General features: G+C 57.7%; 16 protein-coding genes. 14 read left to right on the top strand and 2 right to left on the bottom strand.

The genetic code is table 11. The features are described from left to right. Nucleotides 1-2 precede the first annotated feature (2 nt). From G340_RS0110220 to G340_RS0110185, 8 genes are all read left to right on the top strand, one after another. Entirely contained in the window at nucleotides 3-707 is a 705-nt protein-coding gene (locus G340_RS0110220; protein ID WP_020073560.1) for an ABC transporter ATP-binding protein, read from the top strand. Between the two features lie 40 nt (nucleotides 708-747). Beyond that, complete coding sequence (gene ilvD / locus G340_RS0110215; protein ID WP_020073559.1) at nucleotides 748-2409, top strand: dihydroxy-acid dehydratase; 1662 nt, start codon at nucleotides 748-750, stop codon at nucleotides 2407-2409. A 68-nt stretch (nucleotides 2410-2477) separates the two neighbouring features. Continuing rightward, the gene (locus G340_RS0110210; protein ID WP_020073558.1) at nucleotides 2478-3485 is read left to right on the top strand and encodes a LacI family DNA-binding transcriptional regulator; all 1008 of its coding nucleotides are present in this window, start codon (nucleotides 2478-2480) and stop codon (nucleotides 3483-3485) included. A gap of 13 nt (nucleotides 3486-3498) precedes the next feature. Next, the gene (locus G340_RS0110205; protein WP_020073557.1) at nucleotides 3499-4347 is read left to right on the top strand and encodes a sugar phosphate isomerase/epimerase family protein; all 849 of its coding nucleotides are present in this window, start codon (nucleotides 3499-3501) and stop codon (nucleotides 4345-4347) included. 207 nt (nucleotides 4348-4554) lie between these two features. Beyond that, nucleotides 4555-5931 carry an oxidoreductase gene (locus G340_RS0110200; protein ID WP_020073556.1) on the top strand — a complete coding sequence of 459 codons (1377 nt, stop codon included), beginning with the start codon at nucleotides 4555-4557 and terminating at the stop codon, nucleotides 5929-5931. A 15-nt stretch (nucleotides 5932-5946) separates the two neighbouring features. Continuing rightward, a complete protein-coding gene (locus tag G340_RS0110195) occupies nucleotides 5947-6975 on the top strand; it encodes a zinc-dependent alcohol dehydrogenase (RefSeq protein WP_020073555.1) in 1029 nt (342 codons plus the stop codon). A gap of 37 nt (nucleotides 6976-7012) precedes the next feature. Then, nucleotides 7013-7780: a 3-ketoacyl-ACP reductase gene (locus tag G340_RS0110190; RefSeq protein ID WP_020073554.1), complete on the top strand. Its 768-nt coding sequence runs from the start codon at nucleotides 7013-7015 to the stop codon at nucleotides 7778-7780. Between the two features lie 19 nt (nucleotides 7781-7799). Beyond that, complete coding sequence (locus tag G340_RS0110185) at nucleotides 7800-9767, top strand: FAD-binding protein (protein WP_020073553.1); 1968 nt, start codon at nucleotides 7800-7802, stop codon at nucleotides 9765-9767. 325 nt (nucleotides 9768-10092) lie between these two features. On the opposite strand, the gene G340_RS0110180 is transcribed toward G340_RS0110185, so the two are convergent. Next, on the bottom strand, nucleotides 10093-10836 hold the full coding sequence (locus tag G340_RS0110180) for a GntR family transcriptional regulator (RefSeq protein ID WP_020073552.1): 744 nt from the start codon (nucleotides 10834-10836) through the stop codon (nucleotides 10093-10095). Between the two features lie 326 nt (nucleotides 10837-11162). On the opposite strand from G340_RS0110180, the gene G340_RS0110175 reads away from it, so the two are divergent. The 6 genes from G340_RS0110175 (at nucleotide 11163) to uxuA (ending at nucleotide 18301) form a co-directional block, all read left to right on the top strand. After that, nucleotides 11163-12188: a zinc-dependent alcohol dehydrogenase gene (locus tag G340_RS0110175; RefSeq protein WP_027103957.1), complete on the top strand. Its 1026-nt coding sequence runs from the start codon at nucleotides 11163-11165 to the stop codon at nucleotides 12186-12188. An 89-nt stretch (nucleotides 12189-12277) separates the two neighbouring features. Further along, nucleotides 12278-13345 (top strand): TRAP transporter substrate-binding protein, encoded by a 1068-nt coding sequence (locus G340_RS0110170; protein ID WP_020073550.1) that lies wholly within the window; start codon nucleotides 12278-12280, stop codon nucleotides 13343-13345. Nucleotides 13346-13413: 68 nt separating this feature from the next. Beyond that, the gene (locus G340_RS0110165; protein ID WP_020073549.1) at nucleotides 13414-13992 is read left to right on the top strand and encodes a TRAP transporter small permease; all 579 of its coding nucleotides are present in this window, start codon (nucleotides 13414-13416) and stop codon (nucleotides 13990-13992) included. After that, a complete protein-coding gene (locus G340_RS0110160) occupies nucleotides 13989-15287 on the top strand; it encodes a TRAP transporter large permease (protein ID WP_020073548.1) in 1299 nt (432 codons plus the stop codon). The genes G340_RS0110165 and G340_RS0110160 overlap by 4 nt, the downstream gene beginning before the upstream one ends. Nucleotides 15288-15361: 74 nt before the next feature. Continuing rightward, entirely contained in the window at nucleotides 15362-16975 is a 1614-nt protein-coding gene (locus G340_RS0110155) for a mannitol dehydrogenase family protein (RefSeq protein ID WP_020073547.1), read from the top strand. Between the two features lie 252 nt (nucleotides 16976-17227). Further along, nucleotides 17228-18301, top strand: coding sequence for a mannonate dehydratase (uxuA, locus tag G340_RS0110145; protein ID WP_020073545.1), 1074 nt, complete (start codon nucleotides 17228-17230; stop codon nucleotides 18299-18301). Nucleotides 18302-18699: 398 nt separating this feature from the next. Here the strand turns inward: uxuA and murC are convergent, their stop codons facing one another. Next, entirely contained in the window at nucleotides 18700-20091 is a 1392-nt protein-coding gene (gene murC / locus G340_RS0110140; RefSeq protein WP_020073544.1) for a UDP-N-acetylmuramate--L-alanine ligase, read from the bottom strand. Nucleotides 20092-20224: the final 133 nt, after the last annotated feature.

The following is a 20224-nucleotide window of genomic DNA, read 5'->3' as shown; positions in this document are numbered from 1 at the left end:
CAATGGCAATGCTGGAAGTAACGGATCTGAGCGTGGACTACGGTCACGTAAAGGCATTAAAGCATGTCAGCGTCGAGGCCAACGAGGGCGAAATCGTCAGCATCATCGGCTCGAACGGCGCGGGAAAGACAACGCTGCTGCGTACGATCTCCGGCCTGAAAAAACAACAGGGCGGTACGGTTCGCTTTTTGGGCGAGGCCCTGCCGAACCAGCCGCACAAGATTGTGGCCAGAGGAATCGTGCATGTGCCGGAGGGCCGCAAAACCTTTTCCGGCCTTACCATCCGCGACAACCTGCTGGTTGGCGGGTACCTCTTTAAGGGCAGAGAGCTGGAAAACGATCTGCAGGAGCAGTACTGCCTGTTCCCCATTTTAAGAGAACGGCAGGATCAGTATGCCGGAACTCTGTCCGGCGGCGAGCAGCAGATGCTTGCGATCAGCCGCGGGCTGATGGCCCGGCCCAAGATCATCCTGCTGGACGAACCCAGCCTTGGTCTGGCTCCCCTGATCGTGAATCAGGTGTATGAGCTGATTCAAAAAATCCGCAATTCCGGAATCACCGTGCTGCTGGTAGAGCAGAACGCCCGCAAGGCGCTTTCCATCTGCGACAAGGCGTATGTTCTGGAAAACGGCATGATCAATATCAGCGGCACCGGCGACGAGCTGCTGCACAGCGACACCGTGCGCAAGGCGTATCTGGGTGGCTGATGAATGGAGTTTGGAAACATAGATTGAGAGGCGAACAATCATGATCCGTGAATGGAATGAAGAATCTCTGGATCACCGCAACGCACTGCTGTACGCAATGGGAGTTTCGGAGGAGGACGCAAAGCGCCCCGTGATCGGACTGGTCAATTCCTGGAACGAAATGAATCCCGGGCATTTTCCGTTTAAGGATGTCATTGCCGAGATGAAGGAAGAAATTTACAAGGCTGGCGGCCTTGCGCTGGAGCTTCCCGTTACCGGCATCTGCGACGGCATCTGTTCCAACACCCCCGGCGACCGCTATACGCTGCCCGCGCGCGACCTGGTTTCGAGCGAGGTGGAAATGGTCGCCGAGCTGAATATGCTTGAGGGTATGGTCATTATGTCCACCTGCGACAAGGTGGTGCCCGGCATGATTATGGGCGCCCTGCGGGTGAATATCCCCACCGTGATGCTCACCGGCGGCTTTATGGCGGCCGGGCATACCGAGGAGGGCAAAATGCTGACCCTCACGCACACCAAGCAGGCGTATGCCGCTTACATCGCGGGCGATATCGACCGCGAACACTACAAGATGGTCGTCCGCAACGCGTGCCCCACCCCGGGCGCCTGCCCGTTTATGGGAACCGCGAACACCATGTGCGCTCTGGCAGAAATTCTGGGTCTGTCTCCGCATGGCAACGCCAGCGTGCGCAGCCAGACGCCCGAGTGGCACGAAATGGCCCGCGGCGCGGCGCGCAGACTGGTGCAGGCCATTCGCGACAATGTCCGGCCGCAGAGCTTTATCACGCAGCAGAGCTTTGAAAACGCGGTTCGCTATATGATGGCGACCGGCGGCTCCACCAACAGCCTGCTGCACATCCCGGCCATTGCGCGCCAGGTAGGCTGCGAGATTTCGCCCGAAACCTTCGACCGCATCAGCCGCGAGGTTCCGGTGATCAGCGCGATCTACCCGAACCACCCATCCTACACCATGGAGGAATTCTCTGCGGCGGGCGGCCTCGGCGCCGTTGTGAAGGAGCTGGCGAAGGCCGGCAAGATCAACACGGAATGCGGCGGCATGTTCGGCACCATCGGCGAAAAGGCGGAGCTTTCGCATAACAGTAACACGGATGTGATCCGTCCGGTCGAAGCGCCGATTCACGAGCAGGGCGGCCTTGCGGTGCTGCACGGCAACATCGGCAGCGAGAGCGCCATCGTCAAATTCAGCGCCGTAGACCCCGAGGCGTGGAAGTTCAGCGGCCCCGCCAAGTGCTACGATTCGCAGGACGACGCGTGGAACGCGATCCTCCGCGATGAGATTGTGCCGGGCGACGTCGTCGTCATCCGCTACGAAGGCCCGAAGGGAAGCCCCGGCATGCCGCATATGGAAACCTTCATGGCGGCTGTTTTGGGCAAGGGAATGGGCAAGGAGATCGCGCTTGTGTCCGACGGGCGCTTTTCCGGCGCCACGGGCGGTCTGGCGATCGGCCATGTCAGTCCCGAAGCCTACGAGGGCGGCAATCTGGCCCTGATCGAAAACGGAGATGTCATCCATATCGACATTGAGGGGCGCACCCTCACCATCGACGTCAGCGACGAGGAGTTCGACCGCCGCCGCGCATCGTGGAGGCCGGTGGAGAAGCCCGCAATCGGCTGGCTGGATCTGTACCGCAGAAGCTGTACCTCCGCGCATAAGGGAGCGACGGTTTACTGGAAAAAATGACCATATCAATCTGAAAACGGTTGCAGGAGCAGGGAAAGAATGCTATGATTCATTTGAGGTGATTGACTTTGACCAACATCAAAGATGTCGCAGCGGTGGCCGGGGTTTCGGCCAGCACTGTTTCCAGAGTGCTCAGCGGCAAAAGCTATGTGAACGAGCAAACCCGCCAGCGCGTGCTGGAGGCTGTGAAGAAAATGGATTATAGCCCGAATGTGCTTGCCAAAGGGCTTAAAATGGGGCGCAGCAATACCATTGCGCTGATGGTCCCCAGCATTCAGAACCTGATTTTCCCGGACATTACCCGCGGCGTGGAGGATACCGCCCGCAAAAACGGTTTTACGGTGGTCCTGTGCAATACCGACGAGGATGTCGAGGTGGAAAAATCCTATATCAACAAGCTGAAAAAGCGCTGGATCGACGGCTTTATCGTCTGCTCCATGCTGCCGGGCTCCGACCACATCCGCGCTCTGCGCGACGAGGGCTTCCCTCTGGTACTGGTCAATCGGTGCGCGAAAGAGGAGCATCTGGACGCGGTGATCGTCGACAACCACAAGGCGTCGTACGATGCGGTCAACTATCTGGTGCGCACGGGGCACAGCCGCATTGCGCTGGCGCTCGGGCGCGAAGAGGTGGTTCTGTACCGCGACCGTCTGGAGGGCTACCTGGCCGCCCTGCGCGACAATATGCTTCCCGTGGACGAACGGCTGATCCTGCGGGAGACCAACGGCAGCAACAGCTTTTATTATCTGACGCGGAACATGCTTTCGGTGGAGCCCTGGCCCGACGCGATTTTCGCGACGAGCGACCCCAAGGCGATCGTGATCCTGCACGCGCTGCACGATATGGGCGTGCGCATCCCGCAGGATATTTCCGTGCTGGGCTTCGACAACGTCGGCCTGTCCGCGCTGGTGGAGCCACCGCTTTCCACCGTGTCGCAGCCGCTGTATGAAATGGGCGTCGTTGCGGCCACAAAGCTGATCAATCAGATTCGATATAAGGATCATACCGGCGGCCTGCCGGAGCCTGCGGTCGATATACTGAATACCGATCTTGTCATTAGAAAATCAACCCGATGAAAGGGTGAACCAAATGAACCCGCTTGGCATTAATCTTTGGAACTGGACGAACGCGCTGGGCAGCGATTGCCTGGGACTGCCGACGAAGATCGCCGAAATGGGCTTCGACGCTGTGGAGCTCCCGATGACACAGCCGGAGGTTCCGGCGCCTCTCGCCGAAGAAATCCGCAAAACCGGCCTTCGCGTTTCGCTCTGCGCGGCGATGTCGCCGGGGCGCGATCTCTCCAATTTTGACCCGCAGGTTCGGGCCAATACAATGGACTACCTGACAAAATGCCTTGAAACCGGGGCAAAGCTCGGGGCCGACGTGTTCGCCGGCCCGCTGTACGCTGGCGGCGGAAAGCGCCACCTGCTGCCGCCGGACGAAGCCGAGCGCGAGTGGGAGCTTGCGGTGCAGGGGCTGCGCGCCCTTTCTGCCCGCGCGCGGGAATACGGGGTGCGCCTTGCGATTGAGCCGCTCAACCGTTACCGCAGCAGTGTGGTGAATACGGCGGAGCAGGCCCTGCGCATGGCAGACGATGTGGGCGACGATTTTCTCGGAATTCATTTCGATACCTTCCACGCGGGCATCGAAGAGGAGGATCTGTGCGGTGCGATCGAGCGCGTGCTGGCCGCCGGGAAAATGTTTCACTTTCACGCGTGCGCCAATCATCGCGGCGCACCCGGGCAGGGAATATTCCCGTGGGAGCGGATTTTCGGTCTGCTGCGCGGCTACGGCTATGAGGGACACGTCACGATGGAGACCTTCAAGCCCGGCGGGCTCGACAGCGGCTGGGTACAGCTGGGGGAATCCCCGGATGAGCTGGCACTGGCGGGGCTCCGCTGCCTGACCGGTGCGTTTCGTGAAAAACAGGCAGTCTGAAAACAGCACCCCGGCCCGTTTTTGAACGGGTCAGTGTGATCTCGTTTTGCAAACGATTGCATAAATATGTTCGCAAAATATGCGACACCGGCACAGCGGTTTCTTCCCTCGCCGCGGGCAGGGAAGAAAGCAAGCAGGATATTGGGAAAGAATAAGAATGCTGTGAATCATTCGCTTAAAAAGAAAACGTAGGAAAGGACGGATGAAATGGCTTCGCATGAAAAGTTTCATTTTCAGTCGATTGAAGAGGTGAAGGAAAAAGTCGCCGAGCTTGGGGCGAATATTCATCTGAGCGAGGACTTGTCCCCGCTCTCACATCCGGTGAAGGTCGGCAGAAAAACCTCGCCGAACGCAATTGCGGTGCTGCCCATGGAGGGCTGCGATTCCGAGCCGGACGGCTCGCCGAGCGAGCTGGTAGAGCGCCGGTATACCCGGTTTGCCGCTGGTGGGGCCGGGCTGCTGTGGTGGGAGGCCTGCGCCGTTGTGCGGGAGGGCCGCGCAAACCCGCTGCAAATGATGCTCACCAAAGAGAATGTCGGCAAATTTGCCGAACTGCTGAAAAAAACCAACGCGGCCGCCGCGGCCGCAAACGGCGCGGATCACCGGCCGCTGAACATCATTCAGCTGACGCATTCCGGCCGGTACTCCAGGCCGGAGGGCCACAAGGGCGCTCCGCTCGTGCCGCAGCACGATCCTCTGCTCGACCCTCGCGTGGGCCTTGCTCCCGACGCGCCCGTCGTCACCGATGAATACCTCGACGCGCTCACCGAAAAGTATGTGCAGTCCGCGCTTCTGGCCAAAGAGGCCGGCTTTGACGGCGCAGACATCAAGAGCTGCCATCGGTACCTGCTCAGTGAGCTGCTGGCCTCCCACACCAGAGAGGGAAAATACGGCGGCAGCTTTGAGAACAGAACGCGTTTTCTGCGCCAGACCATTCGCGCCGTGCGCAAGGCTGTGGGCGACGATTTCATCATTGCCTGCCGCTTCAATGTGTTCGACGCGCACCCCTATCCCTACGGCTTCGGCGTGGACCAAAACGACGCGTGGAAGTTTGACCCTACCGAGCCGATGCTGCTCGTGAAGATGCTGGTGGAAGAGGGCGTAGACCTTCTGAGCAATTCCGCCGGCAACCCGTACTATATTTATCCGCAGGTGACGCGCCCCTTCGATCAGTCCAGCATGGGCATTCCCGTGCCGGATGAGCACCCGCTCGAGAGCGTTTCCCGCCTGTTTGACTTTACCCGCCGCATTCAGCAGGCCGCCGGAGACGTTCCGGTCGTCGGTAACGGCTACACCTGGCTGCGCCAGTACGCGCCCTACGCGGGCGCGGCAAACATTGCAGATCACAGCTGCAGCTTTATGGGCCTGGGCCGTTCCAGCTTCGCTTACCCCGAGGCCCCGCGCGATATTCTCACCAAAGGTGAGATGGATCCGAAGCAGTGCTGCATCACCTGTTCCAAGTGTACGCAGATCATGCGCGACCACGGCCGCACGGGCTGCGTCATCAAAGACAGCAAGCTGTATGCCCCGCTGTACCGCGAGGCCAGAGAGGAAGCACAGCAGCGCGAGCACAGCTTTCAGTAGAAGGGGGAGCCTCACTTGAAAGAATGGAACAGCAGGGTCGGCCGCGTGGCCGAGCCGATGAAAACGGATTTTTTGCAGAGAACCTTTTCCGAGCCCGCAGAGGGCCAGGTGCTGATCCGCGTGGTGTCGAGCGCGGTCTGCGGCAGCGATCTGCATATCTTTAAGGGCCGTCACCCGGCAGTTCCGCTGCCGGTGACGATCGGCCATGAATTTTCCGGCGATATCGTCGCAGTGGGCCCCGGAGTAGACGGACTTTGCGAGGGAGACCGGGTCACGCTCGAGCCCTGCATTGTCTGCGGCACGTGCGAGGCCTGCCGCCGCGGCAACTACGGGTACTGCGAAAACATCAGCTTTTCTTACCGCAAGGGCGACGGTGCCATGGCGGATTATGTGATGGCGCAGGCCGAGCATGTGTTCCGCCTGCCGGATGATCTGAGCTACCACGCGGGCGCGCTGATCGAGCCGCTCTCCGTTGCGACGCACGCGGTTCGCCGGGCGGATGTCAGGCTGGGCGAAACCGTGCTGGTCATCGGCGCGGGCGCGATCGGCCTTCTGATCGCGGCGGTTTGCCGAAAGAGCGGCGCTTCGCAGGTCATCATCGCCGACCACTCCGACGCCCGTTTGAAGCTGGCGCTGGAGCTCGGCGCAACGGCGGCGGTCAATTCCGGCAAAGAGCCGCTGGAGGATGTCCTTCACCGCCTGACCGGCGGCAAGGGTGTGGACAAGAGCTTTGAGTGCGTCGGTCTGGAAGCGACCTTCGTGCAGGCCATCTCGTCCATCCGCCAGAACGGTCTTGCAACGATCGTGGGTATTTTTGAAAACCCGAAGATCAGCATCCCGGCAGACCTGTTTGTCTCCCGTGAAATCCGGGTGCAGGGCGCGCAGGGCTATTGCTGGGATTTCCCCGTGGCCATCGAGCTTTCCCGCGAGCTGAATCTGGAAAAACTGGTGACCCACGTGTTCCCGCTGGATGATTTGCAGAAGGCGCTGGAAACCTGCCTCGACAGAAGTGCCGGCAGTGTAAAGGTGCTGCTGGAGCCGTAACCGGTGTCTGATCAAATTAGAACAGGAGAGAACAGTTATGAAAAAGACCGCAATAGTGACCGGAGGAAGCCGGGGAATCGGGTTTGCGATTGCCCGCCGGCTTGGGCTGGACGGCTTTTCCGTTGTGATATTCGCAACCACACCCCGGGAGGCGAATCAGGAAAGGCTCGATCAGCTTTCCTCAGCGGGAATCGAATACCACTATGTTCAGGGCAACCTCGGTTCTTCGGAGGATCGCCAGAAGCTCGTGCAGGAGGCGGTGGCTCGCTTCGGCGGAATCCATGTGCTCGTCAACAACGCGGGCGTGGCCCCCAAAAAGCGCGCCGATCTGCTTGAAATGAGCGAAGAAAGCTTCGATTTCGTGGTGGGCGTCAACACCAAGGGCAACATGTTTCTTACCCAGGCCGTGGCAAAGCAGATGCTCCGCCAGCCGATCGAGGGCAAAAAGCGCGGCACCATCGTGAACGTTTCGTCCTGCTCAGCCGAGGTGTCTTCCATCAACCGCGGGGAATACTGCGTTTCCAAGGCGGGCGTGTCCATGCTGACCACTTTATATGCGGATCGTCTGGCCGGTGAAGGAATTCTGGTGCACGAGGTGCGCCCGGGCGTGATCTCTACCGATATGACCGCCGGCGTGCATGAAAAATACGAATCGCTGATCGAGCAGGGCGTTTTCCCGATCGCCCGCTGGGGCACCCCGGAGGACGTTGCCAATGCCGTGAGTGCGTTCTGCGGCGACGCGTTTTTGTATACCACCGGCAATTATGTCGATATCGACGGCGGGTTCCACATCAAACGACTGTAATCAAACAAGGGAGGCGGCCATGAACACATCTTCATTGCAAACCCCGCAGGGGACTTACCGGCAGATCACGGTGAACACCGTGGTTGTGGGCTCCGGAGCGGCCGGCTTTAACGCCGCCGACCGCCTTTGGATGCTGGGGCAGCACGATGTTGCCATTGTAACCGAGCACGTTAAGGCGGGCACCTCCAGAAATACCGGTTCGGACAAACAGACCTATTATAAGCTCACGCTCTCCGGCGGGGACCCGGACAGTGTGCGGGAAATGGCGGAAACGCTCTTCTCCGGCGAGTGTGTGGACGGCGATATCGCGCTGTGCGAGGCGGCACTGTCCGCGCAGGGCTTTCTGCGTCTTGCGGAGCTGGGCGTTCCGTTCCCGAAAAATCGATATGGGGAATACGTGGGCTACAAAACAGACCACGATCCGCGCCGCAGGGCGACCAGCGTCGGCCCCTACACCTCCAGAAGGATGACGGAGGCGCTGGAAAAATCGGTAAACGAAAAGAAAATCCCGATTTTTGACCGGATGCAGGTCATCCGGATTCTCTCGGATCGCAGCCGGGTGTACGGCCTTTTCTGCCTCGACACCTCCGCGCCGGAGCATGCGGACAGCCGCTTTGTGGTGTTTCGCTGCAAGAACGTGATTTACGCCACCGGCGGCCCCGCGGGCATTTATGCGGACAGCGTGTATCCCTTCGGCCATTTCGGCGCGACGGGCATTGCGTTCGAGGCCGGAGTTCGTGGCAAAAACCTGACGGAGTGGCAGTATGGCCTTGCCTCCACCCGCCCCCGCTGGAATGTGTCCGGCACGTATATGCAGGTGATGCCGCGGTTTCTCTCCGTAAATCCCGACGGCTCGGAGGAGCGCGAATTCTTATTTGACTTCTTTACCGATCCGGGCGACATGCTCACCAAGGTGTTTTTAAAGGGCTACCAGTGGCCGTTTGACGTGCGCAAGGTGAAAGACGGAAGCTCGATCATCGATATTCTCGTCTATCTGGAAAGCTGCAAGGGCCGCAGGGTGTTCCTCGATTTCCGCTCGAATCCGGGCGGCGGCGGGCTGGATTTCTCCAGCCTCGGTGCGGAAGCGCGCGACTATATGGAAAAAGCGGGCGCCTGCTTCGGCACACCGTATGAGCGCCTGCTGCACATGAACGCGCCCGCGGTGGAGTTTTACCGCGGACGCGGCGTGAACCTTGCGGAGGAGCCGCTGGAGATCGCCCTTTGCGCCCAGCACAACAACGGCGGACTTGCGATCAACGCGTGGTGGCACACGAATCTGGAGGGCTTTTTTGCCGCCGGAGAGGTCAGTGCCAGCCATGGCGTGTACCGTCCGGGCGGCAGCGCGCTGAATGCCGGTCAGGTGGGTTCTTCCCGCGCGGCGGAGTATATCGCGGCGCGCAGAACCGGCGAACCGGAGGAGGAGCGGGCGTTTTTGGCCTGCGCGCTCGAAGCCGCCGAGCAGATGAACGCCCTTGCGGACGAAGCAGTGCACAATACTGCCGGTACGCCCGTGCAGCAGCTGTGGGATGCCGCCGCGGCGCGGATGAGCCGCTTTGGCGCGGCCATTCGCAGCAGCGAAGGAATTGACGCCGCCCTGGAGGAAACGCGCCGGGAGCTTTCCGCGTTTTCCGGCCTGGTTTCCGTCGCTTCCCCCGCGGAGCTTTCCAAGCTCTTCCGTTTGCGCGACGTTTTCATCTGCCAGCAGGTGTATCTCTCCGCCATGCGCGATTATCTCGAGCGCGGCGGAAAAAGCAGGGGAAGCGCCCTGTACACCGACCCGCACGGGGAAAAACCGTACGCCGTTCTGCCGGATACCTTTACCTTCCGGCTCGACAACGGAGCGGGGGCCGGCGTGATTCAGGAGGCTGTTTATCAGAACGGCGCCTGCGAGATCAGCTGGCGGCCCGTGCGCCCGATTCCGGAGGACGACGACTTTTTTGAAAACGTCTGGCGTTCCTACCGCGAAAACGGGAACATTGACGAATAAGCAAATTCCGCACCCGGTTTGGAATAAGCCGCAGCCTCGCGCGGCCGGTGCATTTGTGCAGTCCAAAGCGGGCCCACCCTCCCGCTTTGGAACTGTGCTTCATTTTGATCCCTTTGAGTATGACTTTGCCGGATGTGTGCTCCACCGCACATCCCAATAGGCTTCCTGTGGAAAAGCAAGAGAAAAGCCGAAAGCATCCATGTGTAACGCGCGCATGGATGCTTTCGGCTTTTCTGCCCTTTTGTCGGCAAAACAAGGCCTCGTCTTCTCCGCCGCAGGCGGGAGAGAAGCGCCTCTTTTCGCCTGTTTTGCAGAACGCTTTGTATTATATGGTCATCAAAAAATCCTCTTCCCAGATTTTGCCCTTGAGCTGGTCGGCTTCCTCAACCGCGGTAAACAGCTCCGGGTATTTGCGTTTCATGCGGGTTTCTTCGTCCTGCTTGTCCACAATGTGAAGATCGATCAGCGTTCTGATTTTTGAAACGTCCCTCTCCTGGATCAGCCGCAGAATTTCTTCGTGCTGTTCATAGGTTTGCTGGCGGATGTCCGATTCCGAAAGGGACAGTAGGCGAATCCGGTAATAATGGTTCGACATGTTCAGAACGTTTTTCAAACAGAACGGGTGGTTGGTCGCCTGAAAGAAAACCGTGTGAAAGGCGTCGTCCGTGCGCAGAAAATCGCGGGCGTCTTTGTTTTCCAGCGCCTTCTTCTGCTGCCGCAGCAAATCCTTCAGCGTCTCAATGTCGGATTCGCGGTAGCTTTCCAAAAACTCCCTCAGAACCCGCTCCTCAATACAGGCGCGCATAAAGCGTTCGTCTCTCACGCGCTGAATGTCAATTTTAGAAACGATCGTGCCCTTTTGCGGCGTGGTCGTCACCAATCCGTCCTTTGCCAGCTGAATCAGAGCGTCACGGATGGGGGAGCGGCTCACCTTTAAAAAATCACTCAATTCGTTGATGTTGATGGTCTGGCCGGGCTTCACCTGCAGCCCAATGATGCTGCTGCGAAGGTACTGATATACATTTTCTCCCGCTGTCTGCGAGTCCTTGGGTTGCTTCTGATTGGTCACAAATGCCCCTCCTTGAATGAAAGTGGACGATGGAATCGAAAAAAATTATTCCTAACATATTTGTCTAATATATTGTATTGCAATACGCACTGTAATACAAGAGGGGATGAAAAAATTTATGCGGCATTGCAATGCGCCCATGTTAAAAAATCGGCTTTTTGGCCAAATTCATAAACAACAGAGCGGCATTTTGTAGAATATACTCATAGACTGTCGCCTTTAACTATGCTATATTTAACATGACAGGCAGTTATATCAGGTTAATATATTAATGTAATATTCAACATGGTATATATATTATGGAAATGTGAAGGGTGGTCACAATCTTGAAAGAAGTAGTCATTACCGGGCCCCGGCAGTTTGAAGTGCGACAGGCTCCCGTGCCGAAACCCGGCGACGGAGAAGTGTTGATTCAAATGAAGGCGGCCGGCGTGTGCGGTTCCGATTTTCATTTATTTTTGGGCGAAAACCCCAATGCGGTGTATCCCCGCATTCCCGGCCATGAGAATGCCGGCGTTGTGGTGGAGGTGGGCAGGAACGTAACCTCCGTCCGCCCCGGCGACGCCGTGGTGGTCGATCTGGTGGTTGCCTGCGGTCACTGCCCGCAGTGCCTGAGCGGACGCAGAAATATCTGCCAAACGGTAAAGGCGCGCGGCGCTGCGATCGACGGCGGCTGGAGGGAATATTTTGCCGTGCCGGAGCATGAGGTTTACGTTCTGCCAAAAGGGATTACCTATCGTGAAGCTGCGCTGATCGAGCCCTTTGCCATTGGCGGCCACTGCACCGGGCGGGCCGGAATTCAGGGCGGAGAGTCCGTGCTGGTGCTGGGCAGCGGAACCATCGGCGCGGTGATTCTGCAAACCTTAAAGCAGAAGGGCTGCCGCGTGATTTGTGCCGACATCAACGAAAGCTCCCTGAAGCGCGCGAAGGAATACGGCGCCGATTCCGTTGTCAATACAAAGGTGCACAATCTTCGGGAGTGCGTTCAGAAATTTACAAATGGGGCCGGGGTCGACGTGATTTTCGATTCCGCGTGCTATCCGGGCTCGCTCACCGCGGTGCTGGAACAGGGGATTCCCGCAAACGGAGCGACCATTGTTCCCCTGGGCTTTTGCACGGAGCCGGAAGGGATCACACAGGCGATGATCAACGCGCGGGAGCTTTCGATCATCGGCACCAGAATGTCCAGCGGTCAGTTTGAGCCCACCATCCGGAACTTTGCACAGGGTAAATTCCAGCTGGACGGCATGGTCAGCCACTACATCCCCTTCGATCAGGTGGACCAGGTGTTTCAGAACATGCTGCATCCGGTAAAGGACATGAAGAAGATGGTTATTGTGTTTGGGGAATAAGCGTTATTTTTTCAAAACAGGAATTTAGCGGCGGAGAAATTTCGGAGCCGCTAAAGATAGAATGTGAGAAAAACAGGAGGAGTTCAAGAATGAAAAAGTTTTTTGAGAGTTCGGGAGGGAAACCGACGGTGAAAAAGTTGTTTTCCAGCATTCTGGCGGTTGCGATGATCGCTTCGCTCGCGACGGCGTGCGGCGGCACCGCAGGCACCGCAGACGCAGGCGGCGCGGAGGAAAAGGAGTTTAGCCTGAAAATCGGCGACAACTGGGGCGCCACGCACCCCATGGCGGCGGCCCTTGACAACGTCTTTAAGAAGCAGATCGAAGAAAAGTCCGGCGGCAAGATGAAGGTGGATGTTTACCACGACGGCCTGCTGGGCGACGAAGCCGCTCTCTGGCAGTCCGTGCGCGACGGCTCCGTAGACTTTACGGTGGTCGGCACCCCGATGAACCAGGAGTTCCCGATGATGCTGATTTCCGACTGGCCGTTCCTGTACCGTGACCTCGACCACGCGAAAAAGGTCTGGACGGGCCCGGTCGCAGACGAAGTGGGCGCAAAGTTCCACGAAAAATTCCCCGAGGTGGAGCTGCTCGGCTGGGGCCCCAACTCCGCGCGTACCTTTACCTCAAACAAGAAGCTGACGAGCGTTGAGGACTTTGCGGGCCAGAAATTCCGCATGCCCAACAACCCCATTCATGTCGGCATTGCTCAGAACCTTGGAGCCTCCGCAACGGTTATTCCGCTCGGCGAGCTGTTCACCGCGCTGGAAACCGGCACCGTAGACGGGCAGGACAACGGCATGGTAACGGTGCTTGCCCAGAACTTCCAGGAAGTTCAGAAGTATCTCTACGAAACCAACCACATTGTTGCCACCCTCGAAATCGTTGCGAATACGGATAAGCTCGGGGAAATGTCTGAGAATCAGCGCCAGATCATCCGCGACGCGGCCAAAGCGGCCGCCGCTCAGGCGTGGGACGACTACATTGCCTCCGTTGATAAAGATCGGCAAACGCTGATAGACGCCGGCGTGACCGTAACCGCCTGCTCCGAAGAAGACCGGGCGAAAATCATCGAAAAAATTCAGCCCACCATCAACAAGCTTCTCGCTGAGAACGACTGGGCGAAAAAATTGACCGAAGAAATCAAGGCCGTTCAGTAATTTCATTTGAGCAAGACCGTGCCCGTTCATCCGGGTACGGTCTTGTGTATCGAAGAGGAGGGGGATTTATGCCCGGCAGCAATCATAAGTCGAGTGGATTCGGGAAGGCCGTAGACAAATTGTTTCATGTCATAGAGATTGTCATCGCGATCTTTCTGGGCGTCATGATTTTTTTCACCTTTTTAAACGTGATCCTGCGTCAGTTCAATCTGGGCTTTGCGTGGACGGAAGAAGTGGCGCGCATCTGTTTTATTTATCTGGTCTATTTGGGCTCGATCATAGCCGCACGCGAAAACCGCCATCTGATGATCGACACGCTGATCAACAAGATTCCACCCATGCCTCAGAAAGCTCTGTACGTGGTGATTCAGGGCACGATCATTTGGCTGATGGGAGTATTGGCGACGGGCGCGTTTCAAAACGCGTGGAAGAATCGCAACGACTTTTGGGTCGCGACACACTTCCCGGTTTTTCTGGTGCATTTTGCCGGTGTCCTGCTTGGCGTTTCGGTGATCATTATTTCACTGGTAAACCTGTACCGTATGTTCTTCCTGAAAGAATCCGTATTGGAGCTGTTCGGGGATCATGGTGAGGACGACGCGCTCTCTGACGACGAAGAATTAGGGGAAGGGGCCGGTCTGCAATGATTATTGCCGTATTTATTGCCTCCATGCTTGTGGGCATTCTGATCGGGCTGCCGATCGCCGTGGCCCTGCTGCTGTGCGCCGTGGCAACAGCGCTGGCGCTTGGCGGCGGCGACGCAAACCCGACGATTATCGCTCGTACATTAATGCAGGGGTCGGATTCCGTTACCATGATGGCGCTGCCGTTCTTCGTACTGGCGGGCGAAATCATGAACCGCGGCGGACTGACGAAGCGCATCATTGCGTTCTGCAATATCTTTATCGGGCGTGTGCGCGGCGGATTGGGCTATGTTACAATCCTCGCGTGCCTTATGTTCGCCTCGCTGGTCGGCTCCGCCGTTGCAGCCTGTGCCGCGCTGGGCGCGATTTTGATCCCGATGATGGCGAATTCCGGCTATAACCGCGAGAAAGCCGCCGCGCTTACCGCAAGCGCGAACCTGGTCGCGCCGATCATGCCGCCGTCGGTGCCGATGATTGTGTACGGCATTGCGGCGGGCGTATCGATCAAGTCCCTGTTCATGGGCGGCATTGCGCCGGCCGTTTACCTCACGATCATCGCCAGCGTGGTGTGGTTCTTTGTTTCCCGCAAAAAGGGCGTTGTACCGGATACGGAGACCGTGTCGAAGCCGTCGCCGAAGGAAGCGGTGAAAATTATCCTCGACGGCATGTGGGCGCTGTTCCTCCCGGTGATTATCCTCGCCGGCCTGCGCTCCGGCTATTTCACAGCAACAGAAGCAGGCGTGATCGCCTGCGTCTACGCGATCCTGATCGGCCTGTTCGTCTACCGCGAGATGAAAATTGCGGATTTGATGAAAGCGTTCGTTTCGTCGGCGAAGATGTCCGCCGTGGTGATGTTCCTCGCGGCGGCCGCCAACTGCGCCGCCTACTTTATGACGATCTCACGCATTCCGCAGATGATGACGTCCGGACTGGAGGGCCTGGTGGAAAGGCCCACGCTCCTGATGCTCGTACTGATGTGCATTGTCGTCGTTGTGGGCCTTGCCATGGACGTGGTGCCGAGCATTCTGATTCTCACGCCCATTATGCTCCCGCTGGTGAGGGCCGCGGGAATCGACCCGGTGTATTTCGGAATCGTGTTTGTGCTGATGAACGTTTTGGGTTTGACGTCTCCCCCTGTCGGGCCCGTTCTAAATGTGGCGTGCGCCACCGGCAAAGTGAAAATGGATAAAATCATTATGCCGACCATGCCGTATTTTATAGCGCAGACGATCCTGTGCTTCCTGCTGGCGCTTGTGCCAGCACTGGTCGAGGTCCCCTTGAGATGGCTTGGGGGCTGATTTGTGAAAGCGTAACTGCCCGAAAAAACGGTGCGATAACATTCGCATGACAGGAGCCAAAAGGAGAAATGAACATGAAGCTAAGCAGAGAGGGAATTCGTCGGCAGGAGGAGTGGGAGCGGTCCGGTATTCGCCTGCCCCGGTTCGACATAGACGCGATGCGTGCGCAAACCGAAACACAGCCGCAATGGGTGCATTTCGGCGCGGGAAATATTTTCCGCGGCTTTATCGCCGAGCTCCAGCAGCGCCTGCTGGAAGGCGGCTCTGCCGCCACCGGAATCATTGCGGCAGAAACCTTCGACGATGAGATCATCGAGAAGATTTACCAGCCGTACGATCATCTGGCGCTTTTGGTGCTGATGAACCCGGACGGCCGCCTCGACAAGACCGTGGTGGGCAGCATCGCCTGCGGCCTTTCCGCCTCGCCGAAAAGGGAGCGGGACTGGAACGAGCTCAAGCGGATTTTCCGCAGCCCATCGCTGCAGATGGTCAGCTTTACCATTACGGAAAAGGGCTACGCTCTGCGCGACATGAAGGGTGAGCTGCTGCCTGTGGTACGCGAGGATTTGCAGGCCGGCCCCGGGGCTCCGCATCACGCGATGGCGATCGTGGCCGCACTGGCCTATGAGCGTTACCGGGCGGGCGAGCTGCCGGTCGCCTTTGTCAGTATGGACAACTGCTCGCACAACGGCGAAAAGCTATCCTCCTCCGTGCTGGAGGTCGTCCGGGCCTGGCGGCAGAACGGATTTGTTCCGGCGGAGTTTGCCGCGTATATGGAAAACCCGGCAAAAGTGGGATTCCCGTGGTCGATGATCGATAAAATCACTCCCCGCCCTTCGCCGGTGGTGCAGCAGGCGCTGGAACAGGACGGCCTGGAGGCGATGGCCCCCGTCATCACGGAGAAAAAGACCTTTATCGCTCCATTCGTCAACGCGGAGGTTGCGCAATACCTGGTGGTGGAGGATCAGTTTCCGAACGGCCGCCCCGCGCTGGAGAAAGCGGGTGTCTATTTTACAGACCGCACTACCGTGGAAAATACCGAGCGCATGAAGGTGACCACCTGCCTGAACCCCCTGCATACCGCGCTGGCGGTGTACGGCTGCCTGCTGGGCTACGATTCCATCGCGGCGGAAATGGCTGATCCGCAGCTTAAAAAGTTGGTGGAGCGAATCGGCTACGACGAGGGAATGCCGGTGGTGGTAGACCCCGGTATCATTCACCCCATGGAGTTTATCCACGAGGTGATCGACCAGCGCCTGCCGAACCGTTTTATTCCCGACACGCCGCAGCGAATCGCCACAGATACCTCCCAGAAGGTCGCAATCCGGTTCGGCGAGACCATCCGCGCGTATCAGAGCCGCGAAGGGCTCAATCCCGGCGATCTGGTCTATATTCCGCTGGCGCTCGCCGGCTGGCTGCGCTACCTGCTGGCCCTTGACGACAACGGTCAGCCGATGGAGGTCAGCGCCGACCCCATGCGCGAGCAGCTGCGGCAGTATTTGCAGGGAATCGAGCTGGGCAATCCCGCATCGTATCGCGGCCAGCTGCGCCCGGTGCTGGAGAACGAAGCGGTGTTCGGCGTCAACCTGTACCGGGCGGGCCTTGGCGAAAAGGTGGAAGGCATGTTCCAGGAGCTGATTGCAGGGCCTCACGCGGTGCGCGAGACTCTGAAGCGGTATGGACTTTAAAAAAGCGATCCGTTTCTTTTTCCACCGCGGGCGGGGAAAGAAACGGTGATATTGTCGGTTCACCTGAAAACCGCCCGGATTTCAAGCTGCAGGGAATTGCCGCAACGCATGGTTCAGGTGCCGATTGGCTGGAACGGCGGCGCACGGCTGCCCGTGCGCGTTCAAGCTGTTCCGTTTTCAATTTGTTCCGCATCCCTGCATCGGGCGATTGAAAAGTGAATTCATTCTGAAACAAGAAGGAGAGAACAAGGCGTGAAAATGACATTTCGCTGGTATGGCAGCGGTTTTGATCCGATTCCCCTGAAATACATCCGACAGATTCCCGGTGTGTCCGGTGTGGTCGGCACACTGATGGACGTCCCCGCCGGGGAGCTCTGGCCGCTCGAAAAGATCAAGGCGCTCCAGAAGGAGGTCAACGATGCCGGTTTGGAGCTGGAAGTGATCGAAAGCGTCAATGTTCATGAGGACATCAAGCTGGGCCTGCCCACTCGGGATCGCTATATTGAAAATTACAAGCAGACCCTGCGCAATTTAAAGGAAATCGGCGTAAAGGTCGTCTGTTACAACTTTATGCCGGTGTTCGACTGGACCCGTTCCGACCTGGCCAAGGTGCTGCCCGACGGCTCCAACGCGCTGTCGTATGATCAGTCCGTCATCGACAAGATCACCGACCCGCAAAAAATGGCCGATGAAATTCAGAAGGATTCCGGCGGGTTTGAAATGCCCGGCTGGGAGCCGGAGCGCATGGCCAGCCTCAAGAAGCTGTTCGAGCAGTACAAGAGCATTTCTCACGACGACCTGTTCGCGAACCTGAAGTATTTTCTCGAGCGGATCATCCCCGTGTGCGAGGAATGCGACATCAAAATGGCGATTCATCCGGACGACCCGCCGTGGGATATTTTCGGCCTGCCCCGTATCACCACCAACGCGGAAAATCTGGAGCGGATTCTCGGCCTTGTGGACAGCAAATACAATGGCCTGACCCTCTGCTCCGGCTCGCTCGGCTCCAACCCGGACAACGACATTCCCGCGCTGATCCGCCGCTTTGGCAGCCGGATTCATTTTGCGCATGTGCGCAATGTCAAGATTCACGAGCGCGGCAGGTTCGATGAGAGCTCGCACCTGAGCTCCGACGGCTCTCTCGATCTGTTCGAGATTATGAAGGCCTACCACGACGTTGGCTTTGAGGGCTACGTGCGCCCCGACCACGGCAGAATGATCTGGGATGAAAAGGGCCGCGCCGGCTACGGCTTGTACGACCGGGCGCTCGGCATCGCATACCTGAACGGCTTATGGGAAGCCATTGAAAAAATGAGTGCAAAGTAATATTTGAGCATATGGAACAGCGGATGGGCCATGCTTCCCGATTGGGAAAGCGGCCCATCCGCTGTTTTTACAGGCTGAGCCTGCACACACGTCGCGAATCAACTCGGTGGAGGAAATCATTTCTTCCGTCGCGAAGGAAAGCTTTTATAAAACCTTCTAAAACTGATTATTTTTAATAGTTTTCTCTGTCCAGGGTTTCTGCTGGTGCAGGCTTGCCCCGGCACGAGGGGCAAACCCTGCTCCAGCAGGCAGATCATGTTTGCACTCACATTGTGAGGAAACCGGCAGAAAAAAATCGATTTTCCGCAAAAAAGTTTGATCGAATATAAAAAAGCCTGCCCCAACTTGAAGGGCAGGCATCAATAAAATTGCGTCTGTAGAAAACTCTCTAAAAGTTCTTACGCTTTCAATAGAGAATCTTTCGTCTGATAATTTTCCACAATCAAATTCGCACACTTGTAAATATCGCCGCCGCCCAGCGTTAAAATCAAGTCTCCCGGCTGTGCGTGCGACATGGCATAGTCCGCCATCTCTTCAAAGGAAGAAAGACAGACGCTGCCGGGAACCTTTTCCGCAAGATCCCTGGAGTAAATATGGTAGGTGTTGGTTTCACGTACCGCCAGAATGGGGGAGAGCACCACGTGCTCCGGGATGGACAGCGCCTTGGCAAAGTCGTCGAGCAGCAGATAGGTGCGCGAATAGGTGTGCGGCTGGAACAGCGCCCATACCGCGCGGAACCCCATGCGGGAGGCTGCCGTCAGCGTGGCGGTCAGCTCGGTGGGGTGGTGTGCAAAATCATCTGCCACGGTCACGCCGTCGAATTTGCCCAGTATTTCAAAGCGGCGGTGAACTCCGGTAAAGCGGCCGAGGCTTTCCGCCGCCGTTTTCGGGTCGATCCCAAGATAATCCGCCACCGCAGCCGCGGCCAGCGCGTTCATAATATTGTGCTTGCCCGGAACAGACAGCGTAACGTCGGAAAGCTTTTCGCCGTGCTTGTAAACCGAGAAGCTCTCGCAGGCCTGCGGCAGATCGGAGATTCCGCCTGCGGCGTAGTCGTTGTCGGGGTTCATACCAAACGTGATGATTCTGGCGTTCCGGATTCCCTCCACCGCCTTGCGGCAGTTCGGGTCGTCGCCGTTGATCACCAACAGACGGCTGGTCTGCAAAGAGAACTGATGAAAGGATTTGATGATGTTTTCCAGCGTGCCGAAATAGTCCAGATGATCGGCGTCGATGTTCAGGATCACAGAGATCGCCGGGGTCAGCTGAAGAAAGGTATCCACATATTCGCAGGCTTCGCAGATGATGGTCTGGCTTTTGCCGACACGACCGTTCCCGCCAATCGCAGGCAGCTTTCCGCCGATGATCGCGGACGGATCCGCACCGCCGTCAATGCACACCTGGGTGATCATCGCGGTGGTGGTCGTTTTGCCGTGCGTGCCCGAAACGGCGATGGAGTTCTTGTACCGGCAGGTGACGATCCCCAGCATCACGGAGCGTTCCACCACGGGGATGCCGCGCTCTTCGGCGGCCACCAGCTCGGGGTTGTCGTGCTTGACCGCCGCGGTGTATACCAAAAGCTGTGCGTCGCCGATGTTTTCGGCTCTGTGTCCCATTGAAACGGGGATTCCGTAAGAGCGGATTCTATCAAGCGTGTCGGATTCGTTTACGTCGGAGCCGGTCAGCTCGAACCCCTCGTGATGAAGAATTTCTGCCAGCGGGCACATGCCCGACCCGCCGATACCGACAAAATGGATGCGTTTGACCTGATCTAAAATATCCTGCTTCATAAAATAAGGACTCCTTTTATCCTGAAATCGCCGAACAAACGGCGCGAAAAATTGAAACTTCATTGCTTTTAGCGTCCAGAAGGCTTACCTATCTATTATATTGCTTTCGTCACATAAAATAAACAACTTTTTT

This window comes from Faecalispora sporosphaeroides DSM 1294 (assembly GCA_000383295.1).
Taxonomy (GTDB): domain Bacteria; phylum Bacillota; class Clostridia; order Oscillospirales; family Acutalibacteraceae; genus Faecalispora; species Faecalispora sporosphaeroides.
This window is presented reverse-complemented; position numbering and strand designations above follow the sequence as displayed.